At 69.2% G+C, this 22061-nt stretch carries 20 protein-coding genes, 1 tRNA gene and 1 pseudogene; 11 read left to right on the top strand and 11 right to left on the bottom strand.

What is annotated here, in order from left to right; all coding sequences use genetic code 11:
• Nucleotides 1–7 precede the first annotated feature (7 nt).
• Nucleotides 8–217, top strand: coding sequence for a hypothetical protein (locus tag QFZ74_RS16290; protein WP_307621532.1), 210 nt, complete (start codon nt 8–10; stop codon nt 215–217).
• Nucleotides 218–512: 295 nt separating this feature from the next.
• Here QFZ74_RS16290 and QFZ74_RS16295 read toward each other — a convergent pair whose 3' ends face one another.
• The 3 genes from QFZ74_RS16295 to QFZ74_RS16305 all read right to left on the bottom strand — a co-directional run bounded on the left by QFZ74_RS16295 (nt 513) and on the right by QFZ74_RS16305 (nt 3667).
• A complete protein-coding gene (locus QFZ74_RS16295) occupies nt 513–1568 on the bottom strand; it encodes an HTTM domain-containing protein (protein WP_307624173.1) in 1056 nt (351 codons plus the stop codon).
• A gap of 79 nt (nt 1569–1647) precedes the next feature.
• On the bottom strand, nt 1648–2232 hold the full coding sequence (locus QFZ74_RS16300) for a DUF5819 family protein (protein WP_307621533.1): 585 nt from the start codon (nt 2230–2232) through the stop codon (nt 1648–1650).
• Between the two features lie 319 nt (nt 2233–2551).
• Nucleotides 2552–3667: an ice-binding family protein gene (locus tag QFZ74_RS16305; RefSeq protein WP_307621534.1), complete on the bottom strand. Its 1116-nt coding sequence runs from the start codon at nt 3665–3667 to the stop codon at nt 2552–2554.
• A gap of 577 nt (nt 3668–4244) precedes the next feature.
• Here QFZ74_RS16305 and QFZ74_RS16310 point away from each other — a divergent pair.
• A pseudogene (locus QFZ74_RS16310) lies at nt 4245–4594 on the top strand (PRC-barrel domain-containing protein); the annotation flags it as partial.
• A gap of 478 nt (nt 4595–5072) precedes the next feature.
• On the opposite strand, the gene QFZ74_RS16315 reads toward QFZ74_RS16310, so the two are convergent.
• Nucleotides 5073–5146 (bottom strand) — tRNA-Gly (locus QFZ74_RS16315).
• Nucleotides 5147–5772: 626 nt separating this feature from the next.
• Here QFZ74_RS16315 and dcd point away from each other — a divergent pair.
• Together dcd and QFZ74_RS16325 are read left to right on the top strand one after the other, a co-directional pair.
• Nucleotides 5773–6348 carry a dCTP deaminase gene (dcd, locus tag QFZ74_RS16320; protein WP_307621535.1) on the top strand — a complete coding sequence of 192 codons (576 nt, stop codon included), beginning with the start codon at nt 5773–5775 and terminating at the stop codon, nt 6346–6348.
• Between the two features lie 23 nt (nt 6349–6371).
• The gene (locus QFZ74_RS16325; RefSeq protein ID WP_307624174.1) at nt 6372–6869 is read left to right on the top strand and encodes a phosphoribosyltransferase; all 498 of its coding nucleotides are present in this window, start codon (nt 6372–6374) and stop codon (nt 6867–6869) included.
• A 7-nt stretch (nt 6870–6876) separates the two neighbouring features.
• Here QFZ74_RS16325 and QFZ74_RS16330 read toward each other — a convergent pair whose 3' ends face one another.
• Together QFZ74_RS16330 and QFZ74_RS16335 are read right to left on the bottom strand one after the other, a co-directional pair.
• Complete coding sequence (locus tag QFZ74_RS16330; protein WP_307621536.1) at nt 6877–7734, bottom strand: hypothetical protein; 858 nt, start codon at nt 7732–7734, stop codon at nt 6877–6879.
• Nucleotides 7731–8144, bottom strand: a complete 414-nt coding sequence (locus QFZ74_RS16335; RefSeq protein ID WP_307621537.1) for a hypothetical protein — start codon at nt 8142–8144, stop codon at nt 7731–7733. The genes QFZ74_RS16330 and QFZ74_RS16335 overlap by 4 nt, the downstream gene beginning before the upstream one ends.
• A 342-nt stretch (nt 8145–8486) precedes the next feature.
• Between QFZ74_RS16335 and QFZ74_RS16340 the strand changes: the two genes are divergently transcribed.
• Nucleotides 8487–9068: a DUF2690 domain-containing protein gene (locus QFZ74_RS16340; RefSeq protein ID WP_307621538.1), complete on the top strand. Its 582-nt coding sequence runs from the start codon at nt 8487–8489 to the stop codon at nt 9066–9068.
• A gap of 20 nt (nt 9069–9088) precedes the next feature.
• Here QFZ74_RS16340 and QFZ74_RS16345 read toward each other — a convergent pair whose 3' ends face one another.
• The 4 genes from QFZ74_RS16345 to QFZ74_RS16360 all read right to left on the bottom strand — a co-directional run bounded on the left by QFZ74_RS16345 (nt 9089) and on the right by QFZ74_RS16360 (nt 13877).
• On the bottom strand, nt 9089–10102 hold the full coding sequence (locus tag QFZ74_RS16345; RefSeq protein ID WP_307621539.1) for a YIP1 family protein: 1014 nt from the start codon (nt 10100–10102) through the stop codon (nt 9089–9091).
• 121 nt (nt 10103–10223) lie between these two features.
• Nucleotides 10224–11690: an FG-GAP-like repeat-containing protein gene (locus tag QFZ74_RS16350; protein ID WP_307621540.1), complete on the bottom strand. Its 1467-nt coding sequence runs from the start codon at nt 11688–11690 to the stop codon at nt 10224–10226.
• Nucleotides 11691–11821: 131 nt separating this feature from the next.
• Nucleotides 11822–13309 carry a VCBS repeat-containing protein gene (locus QFZ74_RS16355; RefSeq protein WP_373462395.1) on the bottom strand — a complete coding sequence of 496 codons (1488 nt, stop codon included), beginning with the start codon at nt 13307–13309 and terminating at the stop codon, nt 11822–11824.
• A 175-nt stretch (nt 13310–13484) separates the two neighbouring features.
• A complete protein-coding gene (locus tag QFZ74_RS16360; protein WP_307621541.1) occupies nt 13485–13877 on the bottom strand; it encodes an ATP-binding protein in 393 nt (130 codons plus the stop codon).
• 179 nt (nt 13878–14056) lie between these two features.
• On the opposite strand from QFZ74_RS16360, the gene QFZ74_RS16365 reads away from it, so the two are divergent.
• The 3 genes from QFZ74_RS16365 (at nt 14057) to QFZ74_RS16375 (ending at nt 15728) form a co-directional block, all read left to right on the top strand.
• Nucleotides 14057–14899, top strand: coding sequence for a helix-turn-helix transcriptional regulator (locus QFZ74_RS16365; RefSeq protein WP_307621542.1), 843 nt, complete (start codon nt 14057–14059; stop codon nt 14897–14899).
• Between the two features lie 11 nt (nt 14900–14910).
• Nucleotides 14911–15093: a DUF397 domain-containing protein gene (locus tag QFZ74_RS16370; RefSeq protein ID WP_307621543.1), complete on the top strand. Its 183-nt coding sequence runs from the start codon at nt 14911–14913 to the stop codon at nt 15091–15093.
• A 308-nt stretch (nt 15094–15401) separates the two neighbouring features.
• A complete protein-coding gene (locus tag QFZ74_RS16375; protein WP_307621544.1) occupies nt 15402–15728 on the top strand; it encodes an antibiotic biosynthesis monooxygenase in 327 nt (108 codons plus the stop codon).
• Between the two features lie 120 nt (nt 15729–15848).
• On the opposite strand, the gene QFZ74_RS16380 is transcribed toward QFZ74_RS16375, so the two are convergent.
• A complete protein-coding gene (locus QFZ74_RS16380) occupies nt 15849–18161 on the bottom strand; it encodes a heterodisulfide reductase-related iron-sulfur binding cluster (RefSeq protein ID WP_307621545.1) in 2313 nt (770 codons plus the stop codon).
• A gap of 212 nt (nt 18162–18373) precedes the next feature.
• On the opposite strand from QFZ74_RS16380, the gene QFZ74_RS16385 reads away from it, so the two are divergent.
• The 3 genes from QFZ74_RS16385 to grpE all read left to right on the top strand — a co-directional run bounded on the left by QFZ74_RS16385 (nt 18374) and on the right by grpE (nt 22045).
• Entirely contained in the window at nt 18374–19450 is a 1077-nt protein-coding gene (locus QFZ74_RS16385) for an MraY family glycosyltransferase (protein ID WP_307621546.1), read from the top strand.
• A 94-nt stretch (nt 19451–19544) separates the two neighbouring features.
• Nucleotides 19545–21386, top strand: a complete 1842-nt coding sequence (gene dnaK / locus QFZ74_RS16390; protein WP_307621547.1) for a molecular chaperone DnaK — start codon at nt 19545–19547, stop codon at nt 21384–21386.
• Nucleotides 21383–22045, top strand: coding sequence for a nucleotide exchange factor GrpE (gene grpE, locus QFZ74_RS16395; RefSeq protein WP_307621548.1), 663 nt, complete (start codon nt 21383–21385; stop codon nt 22043–22045). The genes dnaK and grpE overlap by 4 nt, the downstream gene beginning before the upstream one ends.
• Nucleotides 22046–22061 lie beyond the last annotated feature (16 nt).

The following is a 22061-nucleotide window of genomic DNA, read 5'->3' on the forward strand; positions in this document are numbered from 1 at the left end:
GAGTGCCATGACCGTCATCGCGGTGGCTGTGTTGCTGGTCGTGATCGTCGTCGGAGTCGTTCTCATCCACCGGCTCAACGTTCAGCACAGCGAACGGATCGCTGCCTTCCACTACAGCAATGTCCTGCCGGGGATCGGCCGCCGGATCCGGAGGCGCCGCCGGTCCGCGGCGGACGGGACCGTCGAGGCGCCTCACCACGACAGAGACCGCGGATGACATCGAGGAAGAGCGTGGCTGAGTCGGCCGCCGCGCATCGGCCTCCCGGACCGAAGTGAGCCTTCGCAAGGATTGCGCATGTCGGATTAATCCCTTTGGCGTAATGTGGAAAGCGGGTCGGCGCACGCTCACGTGCAATGACCCGGAAGGGCGGCTCCGGCGCGTATACGCCGGAGCCGTTGCCTGTCTCCGGACCCCTGCGGTGAAGCGCTCGCGCGAGCGTCACCCAATGAGCTCACGTCACCCAGCTTCGGGCGGAATCCCGGCCGCCGTGCAGCGCTATGAAGTGTCGTCCTCAGCCGACCCGTCCGGACTGCGGAGGCAGCAGTGCAGCTTCTGCGGGCGTCGGAGTCCGCGCCTCTGTGACGTCTGCCCGCCGTGCGGTACGCCGGCACAGCTGTCCCAGGCGCCGGTAGAAGCGGTCCGGGAGGAACACGGCGTCCGCGACGATCATCGCGCCGGAGAAGAGCGGCAGGCCCAGGAGCACCGCGATCCCCACGTGCATGCCCAACAACGTCGCCAGAACGGGGTACTTGAGCCTGCCGAACAGGACGAACGGGAAGGCCACCTGCAACAGCACCGTCAGGTAGCAGGCGATGGCGATCAGTACGTCGTGTTCGTCCACCATGAGGGAGAGTCCGGGCCACGGCCGGAACACGTCGAGGTTCAGGGCGTAGTGGAGGGCGGTGCCGTTTCCCCAGGAGCCGCCCTGCACCTTGTACAGGCCTGCTGATCCGTAGAGGAAGCAGACCTGGGCGGCGATGACGAGCATGCCGCAGTTGTGCAGCACGGTGATCACTGTCTGGCGCGCGTCGCGCAGATGGAGTCGGAACTCGCCGGATGGCTGGTCCAGCCGGTGCCCGGCAGTCGTGTCGGCGGATGCCCGGATCCGGGTCCTGCGCGCGTCGAGGGACCAGCGTCGGCCGCATGCGGTGAACACGAGGTAGAGGGCCATGAGGAGGATGAGGTTGTCCCCTCCGTCCGTCATGAAGATCGCCCTGGCGTGGAACGACGTCACCACGACCGCGAACAGCACGGACACGGCCCTGGTCCGCCAGCCCAGCAGGAACAGTGCGGAGGTGACGAGGGCTGCCGTGTAGCAGACCTCGAAGTAGGCCCGGCTGTCGGACAGGGTGAGGACGCTGAGCCACCCGGTCTGGTCGAAGAGCTGCCTGGCCAGTGCCGCCGTCCACGGTGAGCCGGGGCCCCAGATCTCGTCGCGGTGGGGAAACTCGCGCAGCAGGAAGGCGAAGTAGAGGAATCCGTACCCGATACGCAGAACCGCCGCGGCGTACAGGGAGATCGGCTGCTCCAGCAGGAGGGTGAGAAGCGCGCCGATACGGTCCGGCATTCGCTGCGGCGTGCGTGCGCCCGCGCGCTCGGGGCCGTGTCCCGGGCGTGACGGCATGGTTGCCGCGACCGATGCCTGCTCAGCCTGCTGCATGAGGGGCCACCTTCCACCAGGGCAGGTAACGGGTGCCGGCGGGTTTCGGTGCGGCCGCGCCGGGACGGGGGCCGCCCGCTGTGGCGGGCGCGGCGATGGGCAGGCTGATCACCCGCAGCTGGATGAAGTCGAACGTGCCGTGGCGATGGGCGGCGACGCGATCCGCCGCGATGTTGCGCAGGTATTGCTGGATCATCCGAGCGCGCTGCGAGCGCGGTTGGTCGTCACCGCCGTGCGTTTCGAGGTAGGAAGTCCAGGCCCGGCGCAGCATGTTCTGTGCTGTATGGCTCGGGAAGGGGTTGTGTTTCACCGCGGCTGTGTCGACGGCGGTCAGGTCGAACCAGCCGCTCACCTGGGCGGTGCCGTCGGGGGCGGTGCGCATGGTCCTTGCCGAAATCTGCCGGTTGACCGACTCCGGGTCCGGGGCGAAGAGCCGCCAGTTCTGTTCGAACAACGGGAAGACCCAGGCGTTGACCTGTCGGCTGTACTGCCGGGAGACGGGATTCGGTGGTGCCACGTGCAGGAATACCAGGAGTACGTGTACCAGGGCAGTCGCCAGACACAGGATCACGGCGATTCGCACTCCGGCCTTCAGAGCGACGGGCGGATCTGAAGGCGCTGGGGACGCGGGCGGCCTCCCGCCCCTTTTCTGCGCGGTTGACCCAGTGCCGGCCGCCTGGTCCGAGCAGTCGGCATCCGCTGATGGAACGCCACTGTGCACGGCCCCGTCCGGCCTTTCCGTCCCGACTTCTCTCACCTGGTTCTCCTGAGGTTCTGCCGGGCGGCGTGCGGCGGAATCGGTGACGATCCGCGCCGCACGCCGCTCGTCCTACTCGCCCACGGGGGTGGCTGTCTCCGAGGACTCACCCCGGCGGAGTGGGCCCTGCATGCTAGGCGGCGTCACAGCCGTAGTCGTCGCCCTTGCCGGGCTTGTCGCCATACCCGTAGGAGCAGTCGTTGCCGTATCCACCGGTGGTGCCGGTGGTGGTGCTGCCCGTGCTGCCGGTGGTGGTGGCGCCGGTGCTGCCGGTGGTGCCGGTGGTGGTGCTGCCAGTGCTGCCGGTGGTGGTGGCGCCGGTGCTGCCGGTGGTGCCGGTGGTGGTGCTGCCAGTGCTGCCGGTGGTGCCGGTGGTGGTGCTGCCAGTGCTGCCGGTGGTGCCGGTGGTGGTGCTGCCAGTGCTGCCGGTGGTGCCGGTGGTGGTGGCGCCGGTGCTGCCGGTGGTGGTGGCGCCAGTGCTGCCGGTCGTTGTGGTGCCCGTGGTTCCGGTGGTGGTGGCGCCGGTGCTGCCAGTGCTGCCGGTGGTGCCGGTGGTCGTGGTGCCCGTGGTGCCGGTCGTCGTGGTCCCACCGGTGGTGCCGCCCGCGCACTCCGGCCGGGTGATCGTGTTCGTGTCCAGCGTCACGGCACCGTTACGGGCCAGCGCCCGACCTTCGATCGTCGCGCCCGTCGTGGCGGTGATCGAGGTCATGGCCAGGATGTTGCCCACGAAGGTCGAGCTGGTGCCGAGGGTGGCCGAACTGCCGATCTGCCAGAAGACATTGCACGGCGAGGCGCCGTTGATGAGGCGCACCTCGCTGAAGGACGCCGTCGTCAGACCCGAACCGACCTGGAACACCCAGACGGCGTTGGGGTTCGTCTGGGCGTCCAGGGTGAGGGTGCCGGTGAGCCCGAGAGTGGAGGAGGAGGTGTAGACGCCCGGAACCAGCGTCAGGCCGCCGGCGTCCGGGGGAAGGGCCCCGTTGGAGGCCTGTCCGGCGGCGTCGTCGTACGCCGCGACCAGGTCGGTCTGGGCGTCCTGGGCCTCACTGTCCGCAGAGTGCAGAGTCCCGTTGACCACGGCGGGCGGCCCGTATCCGGTGATGGACGATCCCGGAGACACTCCGACGTCTCCGGTGATCACCGAGGGGCCGGTGTTGGTGGTGGCCGAACCGGCCAGCACCGCGAAGCTGTCCGCCCTACCCAGAGGTACAGGTGTGGCGAGGGCATTTGCCTGTGTCTGCGTCACAGTGACTACGACAGCGGCGATCACCACGGCGAGTAGCGCCGCGATCCAAACCGACAATGTGCGCCGTAGAGGCGCGACAGGGATATTCAGCGTCATGGAGGGGCCAGTCCTGTGAGGGGATGGTCGCGTTTGGCGGTTCCCGGTCGCATGGAATCGCCTGCTTCTGTCGCTGGCATATTACTCAGGAGAATGGGCCGGGGTTACGATGCATTCGAGTGATTTCTTCGAACCCGACAAGGAGATCGCGGATGCACGGAAAATGATTAATGGGCCGAGTGGCCGTGTCAGTTTGGTTCAGATGGGCGACACGACGACGTTTCCGCCCAGGTCAGCGCAGGTGTCAATCGGATTGGTGCATTCGTAGTCGGCCGTACCCGAGCGGAACATGCGGAAGCAGCATGGAATTCAGGGTGGTGCGCTCTCACGTGTAACCGCCCGGGTAACGGTGACCCCGGCGTGTACGCGTAGGGGTCCTAGCGCCGACCGTCGGCGTCACGGCGCGAGGGAAATGCGGGAATACCCGCCCGGTCCGTGAACGGCGCACCGAGCGGCACCCCGTTCGGCAGGGAGAGAGAGCATGATTCAGGCAGCCGACATCCGCGAGTGGCGCAACCACGACGTCGTCGACCCGAAGGGTCACAAGACCGGTGTGCTCGAGGCGATCTACGTGGACACCACCACCGACCAACCGGCATGGCCACCGTCCGGACCGGCCTGCCCACCCGCCGGCACCTGGTCTTCGTCCCCCTCGACGAGACAATCCTCGGGCCCGCCTACGTCAAGGTCTCCTACGACAAGGCACTGGTGAGGAAGTCCCCTCCGATCGGCACGGACGACGTACTGCCCGCCGAGCAGGAAGAAATGATCTTCCACTACGGCATTGCCTGCCAGCCAGGCGCCGCCGGCGAACGGCAACTCGCGCGCCGGAACGTTCAGTCCGCAATCCGGGACTTCCTGCGTCGTAAGTTCCGGCTTCAACCGTTGAACGTGCCGCAACCTGCCTCTTTGCCCTTTGTCGGTTGCGCCGGTGCTGGAGTGTCGCCTGCGAGTGCCGCCCGCGGTGAGACTCGCCCTTACTGGCGGATGAGTGCGACTGAAACGAGAGCGTTGCCAACTCCTCTCGTCACTTGCGGCCGATGCTTCATGGTGAGGATGGCGCTTGCCTGGTCTGGCGAACTAGCGCTTTGCGTATGCGACTTCACTCGCGAGGGCACTGGAAGTGGTGCGGGTCACAGGAAATGCGTCTCGCTATTCGAGGTGATTGGCTGACGCGTCGTCGGGAAGTGCACCTCCGGTGCCCTCTGATGGGCACATTCGTGCGACTTGGGGCACGTGGAGGGCGCGAAGCCCCCGAAATGGTCTAGACAACAAATAAGCCCCAGGTCACTGACCTGGGGCTTCATCGTGGAGCGGGTGACGAGAATCGAACTCGCGCTCTCAGCTTGGGAAGCTGATGTTCTACCATTAAACTACACCCGCGTAAGACGCCGACCGGAGTCGGTGCCGAAATGCTCGCTCACTGTACCTCATCCTGGGTCCCCGGCGTCGATGCCGTGGGGCCTGAGTGCGCTTCAGGGGTGGATCGCGCTGCGGGGTGCGGGAGTTGGGGCGTACGGTGGGGGTGTGGGAGAGAGGCCGGGCAGGGCCGGAGTGCCGCCTGGAGAGTCGTCTCTTTGATCCCGTAACGTGGCTTTTGTCGTCAGGGCAGTTGGCCAGACGAGGCTCTTGGGGAAGGGACTCTGGGACTTGATGGAACGCACCGTCGTCCGTTGTGCCGAAGGGCACGTGTTCAGCACCGCTTCGTTCCCGATGCAGAAGGCCGAGCGGCTCGGCCCCGGCCGGCTCGTCCGGTGTCCGCGGTGTGCCCGGCTCCGCAGTGCGGTGCCCGTCGCCGTCGAGAAGCGGTAGGGGCGGCAGCGGGCAGCAGGGCGCAGGCCCTTGCGGGAAGGCCCGCAGCGGTAGTGGCAGCAGGGTCGTAGTAGGTAGTACGCCGTAGGCCGTAGACCGGTCTCGGCGGTAGGGCCGAGGCAGGCCCAAGGCAGCGAAGAGGCGCGCGGAGTCGTCACGATTGTCATGGCTCCGCGCGCCTTGCGTATCCTCGGGGCGTGCTTCTCTCAGACAAGGACATCCGGGCCGAGATCGACGCCGGCCGGGTACGGATCGACCCCTACGACGAATCCATGGTGCAGCCGTCGAGCATCGACGTCCGGCTGGACCGCTACTTCCGGGTGTTCGAGAATCACCGGTACCCCCACATCGACCCCTCCGTCGAGCAGACCGACCTGACCCGGCTCGTCGAGCCGGAGGGCGACGAGCCGTTCATCCTGCACCCCGGTGAGTTCGTGCTGGCCTCGACGTACGAGGTCATCACGCTGCCGGACGACCTCGCCTCGCGCCTGGAGGGCAAGAGCTCACTCGGGCGGCTGGGGCTCGTGACCCACTCCACCGCCGGGTTCATCGACCCCGGCTTCTCCGGGCACGTCACGCTGGAGCTCTCCAACCTCGCCACCCTGCCGATCAAGCTGTGGCCCGGCATGAAGATCGGGCAGCTGTGCATGTTCCGGCTCTCCTCGCCGACCGAGCACCCGTACGGCAGCGAGCGGTACGGATCGCGGTACCAGGGACAGCGCGGGCCGACCGCCTCCCGTTCCTACCTCAACTTCCACAGGACCCAGGTGTGAGCAGCGTGACGGAGACGACGAGCATGGCGGACATACGCGAGAACCTCACCTACGAGCGGTTCGGCACCGCCGTGCGCGAGCTGGCCCAGACCATCGCCGACGACGGCTACGAGCCCGACGTCGTGCTCTCCATCGCCCGCGGTGGCGTCTTCGTGGCGGGCGGCCTCGCCTACGCGCTCGACTGCAAGAACATCCACCTGGTGAACGTCGAGTTCTACACCGGCGTCGGCACCACGCTCGAGATGCCGGTCATGCTCGCGCCGGTCCCCAACCTGATCGACTTCTCCGACAAGAAGGTCCTGATCACCGACGACGTCGCCGACACCGGCAAGACGCTCAAGCTGGTGCGCGACTTCTGCCTCGACACCGTCGCCGAGGTGCGCTCCGCCGTGGTCTACGAGAAGTCCCACTCCCTCGTGAAGTGCGAGTACGTGTGGAAGCGGACCGACGACTGGATCAACTTCCCGTGGAGCGTCGAACCGCCGGTGGTCAAGCGGGCCGGGCAGGTTCTGGACGCGTAGCGGAGGGCTACGAGTACACGACCGGCAGCTGAAATCCCTTCGTGCCGGGGCCGGCGATGCCGGGCCCCGGTGCGCCATGCTCCTTCACCGAGACGGACACCTGGTACTTCTCGCCGTGGTCCAGGGGCTTGCCGACCTTGAATTCCCTCCACTGCTGCCCGGTGCCGGGGGTGGGTGAGGCTGTCACGTTGAGCGCCGCCATGCCGTTCTGGACCGACGCGCCCGGGTAGACGACGGTCGTGCCCGTGGCGTCCTCCAGCCACACATAGACGTCGACCATGGCCGAGCCCGACGTCGTGCGCCACTCGGCGATCATGTACAGCGCGCCGTCGTCGCCGATCCGCATGCACGGCTTGACCTGGACTCGGCTGAACCCTGCGTCGTGCCACGACGTACAGGACGTCGCCGGGTTGCGCAGGGGCCCGGACGGAGACGTGGACGGTGTCGTCGCCGCCGGAGCAGGCTGCTCACCGCGTGGTGCCGTCGGCGCCGGGCTCGGAGAGGCCTTGCTGGTCGGCTTGGCGGTGGTGCTCGGTGTCGGGGAGGGCGACAAGGAGCCCTGCGTCTTCGCGTCGCTCGCGGGCGCCGCGTCCGCCGCTGTGTGCCGTTCCCACAGGTCGGCTCCTGCGACCGCGCCGAGTGCCAGGATCGTTGCTCCGGCCAGCGACCAGGCGATGCCCGACCTGAGTGAGCGGCGCGGTGCGTAGTGGTGGTGCTCGTTGATCGTCTGGTCGCGGCCGGTCTGGTACGCCCGTGCCTGCTCCGTCGGGGTCGCGGAGAAGGACTGCCTGGAGGGCTCGGAGGCCGGGGCGGGCTTGGCGGTCTTGGCGGGCCGGTCCGGCGTAGGGGTCGTCTGTTCGGTCATGGGTGGTTGATCGTCTGGTTCCCGGCGGACTGGTAGACGCGTGCATGCCCGGACGGCGCGGCGTTGAACACCATGGAGCCGCTCTGGGGCGGGACGGGCAGCGCCGGGGTGAGGTCCTCGGCCAGCACCCGTCGGAGATCCTCGGCGAGGTCGGGACGCGTGACGAGCAGGCGACGGAAGCGCAGGCGCCACTCGTCGGCGGAGTCCTCCGCGATCTCGTCCTCCGGGGCGCGGAGGAGCAGCGCGCGGGTCTCCGCGAGCTCCGCCTCCACAGTGGCGGCCCGCTCCGGGTGAGCGCGCCGCCAGAGGGAGCCGACCGAGGACTGGGCCCGCTGCCACAGATCGGTGGTGAGGGCGGCTACCAGCGCGCTTCCGGCAGACGAGGCGAGGGCCATCAACTCGGCGTCCACTGCCCCTCCTTCATCGAGGCTCTCGTAAGCAGGGCGGCGCCATCCTAGGGCATCAACTGCGCTATCAGGCACGCTAGTTGGGAGGACGCGTGGGGATGTCGCGCAGGCGCGCATATCAGGTGATCGGTGGGGGAAAGGCCTTTCCGGCACCATCCACGAGCGGTGCGGGCCGATGGCCCGGGCGTCCATGGCTGTGACGCCTGCTACGACAGCTGAGGGGGAGCTATGGCGGACGGGAACGGTGGCCCCTTATCGGACAGACAGCCCATGCGGCCGGGGTCCGGGGAAGCCGATGCGGACGGCGCACCGTCGGGCGGCCGGTTGTCGCGAGCGGGCGGTTGGGTGCGTCGGCACGGGCCCCAGACTCTGATCGGTTCCCTGATCGTCACGGTGGTCGGCGCGGTCGTCTCGGTCGTGCTCACCTCGATGGTCAGCGACGGCGGTGACGACCACGGCATCAAGGGCGGCCTGAGTGTGTCGGCGTCGGCAGGGCGTGCCGGGAGCGGCTCGGCCACGCCCTCCTGCTCGGGGCAAGGGTGCGACGGGCTCGATCCCAAGAGCACGAGATGCGCGGACGACGCCCAGACCATTGCGAAGGACTGGGCGGGCACCATGTACCTCGAGATCCGCTTCAGCCCCAGGTGCCGCACGGTGTGGGCCAAGCTGACCGGGGCGGAGGTCGACGACACGGTGGAGATACGGACGTCGCCGAACCGTCGGCAGGCCGCGAAGGTGCACACCGGGCATACGAACTACACGCCCATGCTGGCGGCCGGCGGTGCCGGTGCGGAGGACGCGCAGGACTTCACCGCCCAGGCGAGCGCCGTCGCGGTCAACCCCATGAAACGCGCCGTCGAGCACGGGTACGTGATGACGATCGGGGCCGGTGCCACGGACCTTCCGTCCGCGACGCCGACCCCGTGAGTCTCAGAGCTCGTACGAACTCAGACCGTGCCCAGCTTCACCAGCGACAGCAGTGCGATCAGCTGGATCGCCGAGGCGCCCAGGGCCTTCGGCCACGGCAGGTCGTGCGAGCGGCTGACCATCATCGTGAGCAGCGCGCCGCCGGCGACCCAGGTCACCCAGCCGAGGACCTGGACGAAGCTGGCGTCGCCGCCCGCGAACATCGCGACGAACAGGCGCGGGGCGTCCGTGATCGACATGATCAGCATGGACAGGCCGACCGTGGGCTGCCAGGCGCCGTCGCCGCCCAGCTGGCGGGCGAGGGTGTTGGTGACCACGCCCAGGATGAAGGCGCTGAGGACGATGAGCACGGCGCTGATCAGCACGATCGGGATCGCGTTGGTGAGCGTGGCGCCTATCACGTCCTCGCGGGCCCCGTCGAAGCCGAAGACCGCGAGGACGCCGTAGAGGAACGTCACGATGAGGGCCGGGCCCCACATCGTGTAGTCGCGCATCACGAGGAACGTGTGGGTGGGCTCCAGCACGATGCCGCGCAGCAGCTGCTTCCAGTGCAGGCGCGGGCCGATCGGGCCGGACGGGGCCGGGGGCCCGGCGTACGGGCCTGCCTGCGGGTACCCGTCGGCGTCGACCGCGAACGCCTGGGTGTGACCCGGGTTGTTGGCCGCGTACGGGTCGGGGCCGCCCTGGGCCGGGCGGCCGGCGGTGCCCCGCGGGTCGTCGCCGGAGCCGTCGCCGAAGTACTCCGGCTCGCCACCGCCGCCCTGCGTCCACTGCCGGCCGCCGGGCTGCGGCCGCGCTTGCGGGCGCTGCGGGTACGACGGCTGAGGCGCCGAGGGGTAGCCGCCGTACGACGACGGTCCCTGCGGAGCCTGCTGCCCGTACGGGGGGTGTTGCGGTCGCGCTTGCGGGGCGCGCTCGTTGCGGCCGCCCCGTCCGTTCCTGAATCCAGCCACGTAATCGAACGTACCCGGTCCCGGAGGGTGACGTGCCGGGCACGGCCGTCCGGACCCGGCATTGCGGCCGAGCTGTGACATCCCTTAAGGGGCGGACGGATCCGCTCTCCGGGGAGTTTCGGGGTGAGGCGCCCCGACCGGGCCGGACCGGACTACGCCGGACCGGGCTCGGCCAGATGAAGCACCTCACCCCGTACGGCCGTCAGCCCGCCAGTACGTCACCGAAGTACGCGTCGCCCGCCGGACCGCCCAGAGTGGTGGAGCCGAAGGACTTGGAACCGGTGGCCGTGATGCCGGAGGTGCTGGACTTGAAGACCCAGACCGCGCCGTCGCTCGTGTTCTCGCCCCGGGCGGACGCCACCAGTTCCGCACGGCCGTTGCCGTCCACGTCCGTGAGCCGCACGGCCGAGCCGAAGAAGTCGTACGACTCCGCGGTGCCGGGGACCCCTGTCGTGCTCTGGGAGAAGGCCTTGGAGCCCGCACCCGTCAGGCCGGTGGAGGAGCCGCGCAGGACCACGATCGAGCCCGCCTTCGACGCCGAGCCCAGGGACTCCTGCTGGACGCCGATCGCGATGTCGGTGTAGCCGTCGCCGTTCGTGTCGCCCGCGGACAGGCTCCAGCCGAAGTTGTCGTTCTTCTCGGCCGCGCCCGGCACGCCGGCCGTGTCCTGGGTCCAACGGACGGGGGTGCGGCTGCTCAGGCCGGTCGCGGCGCCGTACGTCACTGTGATCTGTCCGCCGAGGCCACCGTCCGGCTCGGTCGTCGACTTCTCCATGAAGTTGCCGGTGACGATGTCGCCGAAACCGTCCTTGTTGACGTCGCCGATGACCGCTTCGTAGCCGCCCGCGACCTTGCCGCTCGCCTTCATGCCGGTGGCGGAGCCCTTGTAGAGGACGCTGCGGGTGCGGTAGCCGCCGCTGAACTCCTCCTGGCCCATGACCAGCAGGTCCGTCGTGCCGTCGCCGGTGACGTCGCCCGCGACGAGCTTGTCGGCGTTGATGCCGGTCTCGTTCATCGTGTCGATGCCGACGAGGTCCGTGGCCGCGCCGCTGCGGGTGAACGGGCCCTTGAAGATGTTCAGTTCGGGGAAGGCGATGTTCGCCGCGGCGAGGTCGGTGTCGCCGTCGCCGTCGAAGTCACCGGTGGCGACGGACCAGCCGAGTTCGTTGCGGTTCTCCGGGAGGGGAGAGGAGATGTCGGTGGCGGTCTTGATGCCGCTCGCGCCGCCCCACAGCACGGTCAGTGTGCCCGACTCGTCGGTCGAGCCGATCCGCTCGCCGTGCACGCCGACGACGATGTCCGTGTAGCCGTCGCCGTCCAGGTCGCCGGTGGTCATCCGGTCGCCGAAGTAGTCGTGCGACTCCGCGACGCCGGGCACACCGGTGGTGTCCTGGCTGATGATCTGCCGGTGGGTGGTGTCCAGGCCGGTCGCCGAGCCGTACACGACGGCGATGGCGCCGGCGCCGCTGCGGGTGCCCACCTTGGCGATGGGGGCGGAGATGGCGAGGTCGGCGTAGCCGTCGCCGTTGAAGTCGGCCCGCGGGGCGTTCGCCCTGCCCACGGCGGTCGCCGGTGCAGCGGAGAACGTGAGCAGACCGCCGGTCAGCGCGGCGGCGGTGGCCGTCGCGAGGGCGAGTCGCACGGGGTGGTGCGGGCGGTGCTGGTGCATGCGGGAGCTCCCTGCGCACGTGGAGGATGCCTGGTGGACATTCGTACAGGTGGATGGTGGGGGTGGGGAGGAGAACCGGGCCGGACGGCACGGTGTGGCGTCCGGCCCGGCGTGCCTGACGGGGCTGCTGATCAGTCGGCGAAGTTGGCGCCGAACATCGGCGTGCCCGTCGTCGAGACGCCCGAGGCGCTCGGGGTGATCGAGCGGGAGCCGGTCGTCGTGATCTTCGTGCCGCTGGACGGGAGGTAGGTCACGGCGCCGTTGCCCGCGTTCTCCACGGAGCCGACGACCAGGTCGGCCTTGCCGTCGCCGGTGACGTCGTCGAGCTTGACGTCCACGCCGAACATGTCGTCCGTCTCGTCGCCGCCGGGCACGCCCGCGGTGGACTGGGCGAAGAACTGGGCGCCGGAGTCGGTGTTCAGGCCGTCCGCCGTGCCGTAGAGGACGGTGACCGCGCCGGTGTCCACGGCGCTGCCGAGGTTCTCGCCGGCCGCGGCGACCGCGAGGTCGAGGAAGCCGTCGCCGTTGATGTCGCCGAGGTCGAGCTCGTAGCCGAAGGAGTCGTTGTTCTCGGCGGTGCCGGGGACGTTGCCCGTGTCCTGGGTGATGCCGGTGGCGCTGGAGGTCTGGGGGCCGCTGTCGGAGCCGTACGTCACCCAGACCTTGCCGCCCTTGCCGGAGTCCGGGATCGGCGTGCCGTCCTCCGTGGTGGTGTTCCACTCGGCGCCGCTGACGATGTCGCCGTAACCGTCGGCGTCGATGTCACCGATCGCGGTGATCACGCCGGCCTTGAGGACCTTCGCCCCGGACATCGTCAGACCGCCGGTGCTGCCGGGGATGAAGTAGTTGCGGTTCCAGCCGTCCTGGGTGTCCGTCTCGAAGCCGTCGACCACCAGGTCGGTCCCCGGGCCGCCGTCGACGTTGCCGGCGGTCAGGTTGAGCGGGCCGATGCCGTCGCCCTGGATCGGGGGCTTGACGGTGTAGCGGCCACCGGGGGTGCCGGAGGAGTTGAAGCCGCCCTTGTAGACGTAGATGGTGGGGGCGGAGCTGCCGACGGCCAGGTCGGCCTTGCCGTCGCCGTCGAAGTCGCCGGCGGCGAGGGTGCGGCCCCACGCGTCGTGGCCGCTGGGTGCCGGGTCGGCGACGGTGACGCCCTTGCCGGTGATGCCCGAGGCGGAGCCCCACAGGATGGCGACGGTGCCGCCGTCGGCGTCGCTGCCGACGTCCTCGCCGGGGGCGCTGACCGCGACGTCGTCGTAGCCGTCGCCGTTGAAGTCGGCGTACGCCGTGTCCGAGCCGAAGGCGTCGCCGCTCTCCGCGCCGCCGGGGACGCCGGCGGTGTCCTGGCTGATCACGGAGCGCTTGGCGGACGACACACCGGTGGCGGTGCCGTACAGGACGACCAGCTGGCCGGCGGTCTTCTTGCCGCTGACGTAGGCGCCGGAGGCCGAGAACGCCACGTCGCCGACGCCGTCGCCGTTGAAGTCGGCCCGCGGGACCTTCGTGGAGTCGGCGGCGGTCGCCGTGACGGCCGAGAACGTGAGCAGACCGCCGGTCAGTGCGACGGCGGTGGCCGCCGCGAGCGCGAGGCGCACGGGGCGGGGGGCGTGCATGTGCATGCGAGTTCTCCTGCGGCAGGCGGGGGTGCCTGGCTGACACCCCCTGCGATAGAGGGGGACCGTCCGCGTTCACCCGGTGTTGGCCGGGGGTTGGCGGTGCGGTCGGCGATCAGGAGACCCGCGATGGGAGGTAAGGGTTGTACGTGAGTTGGGTGAAGTGCCGGGAGGTGTGGTGTCAGTGACCATCGGCGCCGAGTTCGCACCAGACGTACTTGCCGTTCCCCCGGGCCCCGTTGACCTGGAACCAGCCCCAGTCGTCCGCGTACGCGTGGACGAGCCGTAAACCGTGTCCGTTCTCGCCTTCGCCAGGCGGCAATCGGGTCGGCGGAGCGGGGTCCGTGTCCCAGGCGCCGAGCCGCAACGACGACCCGGACCCGCGCAGCTTCAGCGCGGCGGGTCCCGCGGTGTGCCGGATCGCGTTGCCGAGCAGCTCCGAGGCGAGAAGCTGTGCGGGGTCGACGAGGGTGGGGAGTTGGTGGGACGTGAGGATGTCGGCGAGCGCGCGACGGCAGATGCCCACGGCCCGGGGGTCGTGGGGGACGTAGAGGGTGTACTCCCAGGTGGACATGGTGCTCCAGGTCGAGTGTGAGGGGCGGTGGCTTTGTCGCGGCCGTCCGGACAGGGCGGGGCGATGCAGTTCCGCTCCGGGGAGTGGCTGCTTCGTCACGTACAGTAGGGGTACATCTGTATCCCAGGCAAGCGGCATTGGGATAATGGAGACCTCAACTGGCCCGAGAGTGGGGGAACATGCCCGCAAGGAGTGTCATCACCGCACGTCAGGAGCGGCTTGGCGTGGAGCTGCGCAAACTCCGCGAGCGGGCCGGGCTGTCGGGTCGTGAGGCGGCGCGAGCGCTGGGTATCGCCGAGACCAAACTCTCCAGTACCGAGGTCGGGCGGGTCGGAGTCAGTGCGGAGCGCGTCCGGCACCTCGCGAGTGCGTATGCATGTGATGACGCCGAACTGGTCGACGTTCTGGTGGCCATGGCGACGGAGCGGGCGCGCGGCTGGTGGGAGGAGTACCGGGAGCGTGTACCGACCGGATATTTGGATCTTGCCGAACTGGAATGCCACGCCGTTGAGTTGAGGACCTTCCAGTGCATGCACATTCCCGCGCTGCTGCAGACCGAGGAGCAGATCCGGGCCATCTTCACGTCCACCGTGCCGAAGCTGACCGAGGAGGAGATCGAGGTCCGGACCCGGTTCCGGCTACGGCGGCAGGAGGTCCTCGGCGCGGTCGGTTATACGGCGGTGGTTCATGAGGCCGCACTCCGGATCCGAGCGGTCGACGCGAGGGCCACACGAAGGCAGTTGCTGCACATCCTGAAGCAGTCCGAGCGGCCTCAAGTCGCCGTGCACGTCGTCCCGTTCGGCGTGGACGGCTTCGCTGGGGTCGACATCCCGCTGGTCTACGTGAGCGGCCCTGTGCCGCAGTTGGACACGGTGCTGGCCGACAACCAGCATGGTGGAGCCTTCTTGGACGCTGAAGCGCAGCTCAGCAGGTACCGGGAGGTGCTCCGGATGCTGGAGGGCTTCGCGTTGGGGGCCGTAGAGTCGAGGGACTTCATCCACCACCTCGTACGGCAGCTGTGAAAGGTCCCGACATGGCGCAGTGCACCGTCTGGCAGAAGTCCTCGTTCTCCGGTGGCGGTGACTCCTCCGACTGCGTCGAGATCGCTGCTGCCCAAGAGGCCCTCCTCCTCCGCGAGAGCGACCGACCCGCCACCGTCCTCCGCACAACCCCGCCTCAACTAGCCCTTCTCATACGCCACCTGCGGACGCACTGAGGCACGGGAACGCCCCCGGGTTCCGGGAGGGCGGAACCCGGGGCAGTATCGGGAGGGGTGCCCCGACCCTCCTGGCCCACCGGGCCGTCGGGCGCATGAGCGGCCGCGGCCGGGTCGGCTCGGGAAGCGCGGGGGTGCGAGGCGCGGGGCGCGGGGGCCCGAGGTGCCTCAGGTGTCCGGAAAGGTCCCGTTCCTTGTCCGGCGCCATGTTCAACACCGCATGCGCGGAAAGGGTTGTATCGGCGCGCCGGGTGCGCTTCGGGGGGTGGGTGAGCCCGGCGGGTGGGGGCACCGGGCAGGATGGGCCCATGAGCGTAGTCAAGATCAACGTACTGACCGTGCCCGCCGAGCAGCGGGAGACGCTGGAGAAGCGCTTCGCCTCGCGGGCGCACGCCGTGGAGAACTCCGACGGCTTCGAGTGGTTCGAGCTGCTGCGGCCGGTCGAGGGCACCGACCAGTACCTCGTCTACACCCGCTGGCGGGACGAGGAGTCGTTCCAGGCCTGGATGGAGGGCCCGATGAAGGCCGCGCACCAGGGCGGCGCGGAGGGCGGCGAGCGGCCCAAGCCCGCCGCCAGCGGCTCCACTCTGTGGTCCTTCGACGTGGTCCAGCAGGCCGCCCCGAAGAACGCCTGACGCCACCCGAGAAGGCTGACGCCACGCGAGAACGCCTGACGCCGCCCCGGCGCACACACGACGGCGCCCCCTGCCTCGTACGAGAGCAGGGGGCGCCGTCGGCCTGTCGGGGGCCGGTCGTTACTTCACCGGCTCCGGCTCCGGGGTGTTCTCCGCCGCCGCGTCGTCCGCCGGGGGCTCGTCGTCCCCGTCGTCGGTGGCCGGGGTCTTCACGGAGGCCAGCAGGAGCTGGGCGACGTCCACGACCTGGATCGACTCCTTGGCCTTGCCGTCGTTTTTCTTGCCGTTGACCGAGTCGGTCAGCATGACGAGGCAGAACGGGCAGGCGGTGGAGACGATGTCCGGGTTCAGCGAAAGAGCCTCGTCGACGCGCTCGTTGTTGATGCGCTTGCCGATGCGCTCTTCCATCCACATCCGGGCACCACCGGCGCCGCAGCAGAAGCCGCGCTCCTTGTGGCGGTGCATCTCCTCGTTCCTGAGGCCCGGGACGCTGGCGATGATCTCGCGCGGGGGCGTGTAGATCTTGTTGTGGCGGCCCAGGTAGCAGGGGTCGTGGTAGGTGATGATGCCCTCGACCGGGGTGACGGGGATCAGCTTGCCCTCGTCGACCAGGTGCTGGAGCAGCTGGGTGTGGTGGATGACCTCATAGTCGCCGCCGAGCTGCGGGTACTCGTTGCCGAGCGTGTTGAGGCAGTGCGGGCAGGTGGCGACGATCTTCTTCGCCGACTTCGGCTTCCTGGTCGACTCGTCCTCGTCGTCCTCGCCGAACGCCATGTTCAGCGAGGCCACGTTCTCCATGCCGAGCTCCTGGAACAGGGGCTCGTTGCCGAGGCGGCGGGCGGAGTCACCGGTGCACTTCTCGTCGCCGCCCATGATCGCGAACTTGACGCCCGCGATGTGCAGCAGCTCCGCGAAGGCCTTGGTGGTCTTCTTGGCGCGGTCCTCCAGGGCGCCGGCGCAGCCGACCCAGTACAGGTACTCGACCTCGGACAGGTCCTCGATGTCCTTGCCGACGACCGGGATCTCGAAGTCGACCTCCTTGGTCCACTCCAGGCGCTGCTTCTTCGCCAGGCCCCAGGGGTTGCCCTTCTTCTCCAGGTTCTTGAGCATCGTGCCCGCCTCGGACGGGAACGCGGACTCGATCATCACCTGGTAGCGGCGCATGTCGACGATGTGGTCGACGTGCTCGATGTCGACCGGGCACTGCTCGACGCAGGCGCCGCAGGTGGTGCAGGACCACAGGACGTCCGGGTCGATGACGCCGCCCGCGGCGAAGCCGCTGTCGGACGCAGCCTCGGCGGTGCCGATGAGCGGGCGCTCGGCCTCGGCCAGCGCGGACGCCGGGACATCCTTCAAAGCATCGGCGGACGCCTTCTCCTCGCCCTCCATGTCCTTGCCGCCGCCCGCGAGCAGGTACGGCGCCTTGGCGTGCGCGTGGTCGCGCAGCGACATGATGAGGAGCTTGGGGGAGAGCGGCTTGCCGGTGTTCCACGCGGGGCACTGCGACTGGCAGCGGCCGCACTCGGTGCAGGTGGAGAAGTCGAGCAGGCCCTTCCAGGAGAACTGCTCGACCTGGGAGACGCCGAAGACGTCGTCCTCGCCCGGGTCGGTGAAGTCGATCGGCTTGCCGCCGGACGTCATCGGCTGGAGGGCGCCGAGCGCCGTACCGCCGGTGGCCTCCCGCTTGAACCAGATGTTGGGGAAGGCCAGGAAACGGTGCCAGGCCACACCCATGTTGGTGTTCAGCGAGACGACGATCATCCAGACGAACGACGTCCCGATCTTGATCATCGCGGTCAGGTAGACCAGGTTCTGCAGCGTCGTGACGCCGAGGCTCTTGAAGGCCAGGACCAGCGGGTACGAGGCGAAGTAGCCGGCCTCGTAGTGGTCGACGTGGTGCAGGGCGCCCTCGAGGCCGCGCAGCGTGTAGATCGCCAGGCCGATGGTGAGGATGACGTACTCGACGAAGTACGCCTGCCCGGCCTTGGAGCCGGCGAAGCGGGACTTGCGGCCCGGACGCGAGGGCAGGTTCAGCAGCCGGATGGCGATGAGCACGGCGATACCGAGAACGGTCATCACGCCGATGAACTCGATGTACATCTCGAACGGCAGGAAGCTGCCGATCACCGGCAGCACCCAGTCGGCCTTGAACAGCTGGCCGAACGCCTGGGCCAGGGTCGGCGGCAGCGTCAGGAAGCCGATCGCCACGAACCAGTGAGCGAAGCCCACGATGCCCCACCGGTTCATCCGGGTGTGACCGAGGAACTCCTTCACCAGCGTCACGCTGCGCTGGTAGGGGTCGTCGGTCCGGCTGCCCGCGGGGACGGGCTGGCCCAACTTGAAATACCGGACGAACTGGCCGATGGCGCGGGCGAGCAGCGCGACGCCGACCACGGTCAGGACCAGCGACACGATGATCGCGGCGAGTTGCATGGGGGCTCCTCGGGCCTGCGAGGGTCGTTTCGAGGTCTCCCTCGAAATTACTAAGCGGTAACTTATGCAGTCCGTCTGAGACTACCCGTATCTCCTCTCGCACTGTAGTCAGGCACGGGGTGATCTGGGTCGCTGGGCGGTCTGCCGGATCGGCAGGCAATCCGATCGTGTTATTCATCCCGAATTGCACTTTTCACCCCTAATTTAGAGCCGTGCTCTACGGGATCATCGCCGCCACCGCCGCCCTCCTCCTCGCCGCCGTGCTCGCGGTACTGCTGCGCGTGCCCGCCCTGCGCGCCGGGATCACCGACCGGCAGTGCCGACGGCCCCTGCCGCTGCTCGGCGGCGCGGCCGTCGTCCTCGCCACCGGCCTCGTCGCCGCAGTGGGCGAGTGGACGCAGGTCGCCCCGCTCGGCGACGGGGTCGGCCGGCTGCTCGTCGCGGGCTGCGCGGTCGCCGCGCTCGGACTGGTCGCCGACGTGTGGCGGCTGCGCGCGCGGGTGCTCGTCGCCGGTACGGCCGTCGCGGCGGCCTGCGTCGTGCCGTATGAGGAGACGGGCGTGGCCGCCGGGATCCTCGCCGTCGGCTGGATCGTCCTCACCGCCCTCGCCTTCCGGGCGCTCGACCACGCCGACGGTCTCGCGGGGACCGTCGGGGTCGTCACCGCCTTCGGGGTCGCGCTCTGCGCCGCCGCGGAGGTGATGGACGGACTCGCCGTCCTGCTCAGCGTGTTCGCCGCCGCCCTCACCGGCTTCCTCATGCACAACTGGCATCCCGCGCGCGTGGGTCTCGGCGCCTGCGGATCGCTGTTCACCGGCTTCCTGCTCGCCTCCGCCGCCGTGTTCACCCGGGCCGGGTACGGGATCGGGGCCGGCGCGGGCGTGCTGTTCGCGCTCACCGCCGTCGCGAGCGCCGACGTCCTGCTCGTGGTCCTCTCGCGGCTGATCGCCCGGCGCCCGCTGCTGCTGCGCGGCGGGCCCGACCACCTCGCGCACCGGCTGCGCCGACTGGGGCTCACCCCGCAGGGCGCCGCCGTCCTGCTGGGTCTCGGCTCCTTCTCCACCGTGCTGGTCGCGGTGCTCGCGCACACCGGGTGGGCCGGAGGGGCGGCGCTGTACTGGGTCGGCGCCGGCACGCTCGTCGTCGTCCTGCTTCTGCTGCGGGTGCCGGTGTACGGGCCGCGGCGCGACGTCCGGCGCGGAGTCCGGCGTGTGGACGTGCCCCGCGCGCGGGGACGTCGGATCGCATCCGTGCAGGCCGGAGGGCGGTTGCGCGTAAGGAACGGATAAGACTTGAGTCTTCTTCACTCAAGTCTGTTGACCGGTGGTGATCCTCATGCCACACTTGAGTCCGTTCCACTCAAGTCAGCTGGAGGAAATCACCATGGCACGTGCGGTCGGCATCGACCTGGGCACGACGAACTCCGTCGTGAGCGTTCTGGAGGGCGGCGAGCCCACCGTCATCACCAACGCCGAGGGTGCCCGGACCACGCCGTCCGTCGTCGCCTTCGCGAAGAACGGCGAGGTGCTCGTCGGCGAGGTCGCCAAGCGCCAGGCGGTCACCAACGTGGACCGGACCATCCGCTCCGTCAAGCGCCACATGGGCACGGACTGGAAGATCAACCTGGACGGGAAGGACTTCAACCCCCAGCAGATCTCCGCCTTCATCCTCCAGAAGCTGAAGCGCGACGCCGAGTCCTACCTGGGCGAGAAGGTCACCGACGCGGTCATCACCGTCCCGGCGTACTTCAACGACTCCGAGCGTCAGGCCACCAAGGAGGCCGGCGAGATCGCGGGTCTGAACGTCCTGCGCATCGTCAACGAGCCGACGGCCGCCGCGCTGGCGTACGGCCTCGACAAGGACGAGCAGATCATCCTCGTCTTCGACCTCGGTGGCGGTACCTTCGACGTCTCGCTGCTGGAGATCGGCGACGGCGTCGTCGAGGTGAAGGCCACCAACGGTGACAACCACCTCGGTGGTGACGACTGGGACCAGCGCGTCGTCGACTACCTGGTCAAGCAGTTCCAGTCCGGCCACGGCGTGGACCTGTCCAAGGACAAGATGGCCCTCCAGCGCCTCCGCGAGGCCGCCGAGAAGGCCAAGATCGAGCTGTCCTCGTCCTCCGAGACCTCGATCAACCTGCCCTACATCACGGCCTCCGCCGAGGGCCCGCTGCACCTGGACGAGAAGCTCACGCGCGCCCAGTTCCAGCAGCTGACCGCCGACCTGCTGGAGCGCTGCAAGACGCCGTTCCACAACGTCATCAAGGACGCCGGCATCAGCCTCTCCGAGATCGACCACGTCGTTCTCGTCGGTGGCTCCACCCGTATGCCCGCCGTCGCCGAGCTCGTCAAGGAGCTGACCGGCGGCAAGGAGGCCAACAAGGGTGTGAACCCGGACGAGGTCGTCGCCATCGGCGCCTCGCTCCAGGCCGGTGTCCTCAAGGGTGAGGTCAAGGACGTCCTGCTCCTCGACGTCACCCCGCTGTCCCTCGGTATCGAGACCAAGGGCGGCATCATGACCAAGCTCATCGAGCGGAACACGACGATCCCGACCAAGCGGTCCGAGATCTTCACCACCGCCGAGGACAACCAGCCCTCCGTGCAGATCCAGGTCTACCAGGGCGAGCGCGAGATCGCGGCGTACAACAAGAAGCTCGGGATGTTCGAGCTGACCGGTCTGCCGCCGGCCCCGCGTGGCGTCCCGCAGATCGAGGTCTCCTTCGACATCGACGCCAACGGCATCATGCACGTGACCGCGAAGGACCTCGGCACGGGCAAGGAGCAGAAGATGACCGTCACCGGCGGCTCCTCGCTACCGAAGGACGAGGTCGACCGGATGCGCCAGGAGGCCGAGCAGTACGCGGAGGAGGACCACCGCCGCCGCGAGGTCGCCGAGACCCGCAACCAGGGCGAGCAGCTCGTCTACCAGACGGAGAAGTTCCTCAAGGACAACGAGGACAAGGTCCCGGCCGAGATCAAGACCGAGGTCGAGGCGGCCGTCGAGGAGCTGAAGACCGCGCTCAAGGGCGAGGACAGCGCCGAGATCCGCACCGCCACGGAGAAGGTCGCCGCCGTCTCCCAGAAGGTGGGCCAGGCCATGTACGCCGACGCCCAGGCCGCGGGCGGTCCCGAGGGTGCCGCCGCCGGTGGTGCCAAGGCCGCCGACGACGACGTCGTGGACGCCGAGATCGTGGACGACGAGCGCAAGGACGGTGCCGCGTGACGGAGGAGACCCCGGGCTTCGACGAGAAGCCCGACGTCCCCTCCGGCGCCACCCCTGAGGACGCCGAGCCGCAGGCCGCCTCCCCCTCTTCGGAGGAGGCGGCGGCCCCGGCCGGGGACGCCAGCCAGATCGCCGGCCTGGTCGCCCAGCTGGACCAGGTGCGCACGGCGCTCAACGAGCGCACCGCGGACGTCCAGCGCCTCCAGGCCGAGTACCAGAACTACCGCCGCCGCGTCGATCGCGACCGGGCCGCGGTCAAGGAGGTCGCCATCGCGAACCTCCTGACCGAGCTCCTGCCCGTGCTCGACGACATCGGCCGCGCGCGGGAGCACGGCGAGCTCGTCGGCGGATTCAAGTCCGTCGCCGAGTCCACCGAGACCGTCGCGGCGAAGCTGGGGCTGCAGCAGTTCGGCAAGGAGGGCGAACCGTTCGACCCGACGATCCACGAGGCCCTGATGCACTCGTACGCGCCGGACGTCACCGAGACGACGTGCGTGGCGATTCTTCAGCCCGGGTATCGCATCGGCGAGCGCACCATCCGCCCCGCGCGGGTGGCCGTCGCCGAGCCCCAGCCCGGGGTCCAGGCGGCCAAGGCCGAGGGGACCGAGGAGAGCGGCGGATCCGACGACAAGGAGAGCGGTGGCCCGGACGAGGGCTGACGTAGACGCTCGGACA

It is taken from the genome of Streptomyces sp. V3I7 (assembly GCF_030817495.1).
Lineage (GTDB): Bacteria > Actinomycetota > Actinomycetes > Streptomycetales > Streptomycetaceae > Streptomyces.

Excerpts from the sequence above, each read along its gene's own strand:
- QFZ74_RS16290 (WP_307621532.1), top strand. The coding sequence starts at position 8 with ATGACCGTCATCGCGGTGGCTGTGTTGCTGGTCGTGATCGTCGTCGGA.
- QFZ74_RS16295 (WP_307624173.1), bottom strand. The coding sequence starts at position 1,568 with ATGCCGGACCGTATCGGCGCGCTTCTCACCCTCCTGCTGGAGCAGCCG.
- QFZ74_RS16325 (WP_307624174.1), top strand. The coding sequence starts at position 6,372 with ATGGCGGACATACGCGAGAACCTCACCTACGAGCGGTTCGGCACCGCC.
- QFZ74_RS16330 (WP_307621536.1), bottom strand. The coding sequence starts at position 7,734 with ATGACCGAACAGACGACCCCTACGCCGGACCGGCCCGCCAAGACCGCC.
- QFZ74_RS16345 (WP_307621539.1), bottom strand. The coding sequence starts at position 10,102 with ATGTCACAGCTCGGCCGCAATGCCGGGTCCGGACGGCCGTGCCCGGCA.
- QFZ74_RS16350 (WP_307621540.1), bottom strand. The coding sequence starts at position 11,690 with ATGCACCAGCACCGCCCGCACCACCCCGTGCGACTCGCCCTCGCGACG.
- QFZ74_RS16355 (WP_373462395.1), bottom strand. The coding sequence starts at position 13,309 with ATGCACATGCACGCCCCCCGCCCCGTGCGCCTCGCGCTCGCGGCGGCC.
- QFZ74_RS16360 (WP_307621541.1), bottom strand. The coding sequence starts at position 13,877 with ATGTCCACCTGGGAGTACACCCTCTACGTCCCCCACGACCCCCGGGCC.
- QFZ74_RS16365 (WP_307621542.1), top strand. The coding sequence starts at position 14,057 with ATGCCCGCAAGGAGTGTCATCACCGCACGTCAGGAGCGGCTTGGCGTG.
- QFZ74_RS16370 (WP_307621543.1), top strand. The coding sequence starts at position 14,911 with ATGGCGCAGTGCACCGTCTGGCAGAAGTCCTCGTTCTCCGGTGGCGGT.
- QFZ74_RS16375 (WP_307621544.1), top strand. The coding sequence starts at position 15,402 with ATGAGCGTAGTCAAGATCAACGTACTGACCGTGCCCGCCGAGCAGCGG.
- QFZ74_RS16380 (WP_307621545.1), bottom strand. The coding sequence starts at position 18,161 with ATGCAACTCGCCGCGATCATCGTGTCGCTGGTCCTGACCGTGGTCGGC.
- dnaK (WP_307621547.1), top strand. The coding sequence starts at position 19,545 with ATGGCACGTGCGGTCGGCATCGACCTGGGCACGACGAACTCCGTCGTG.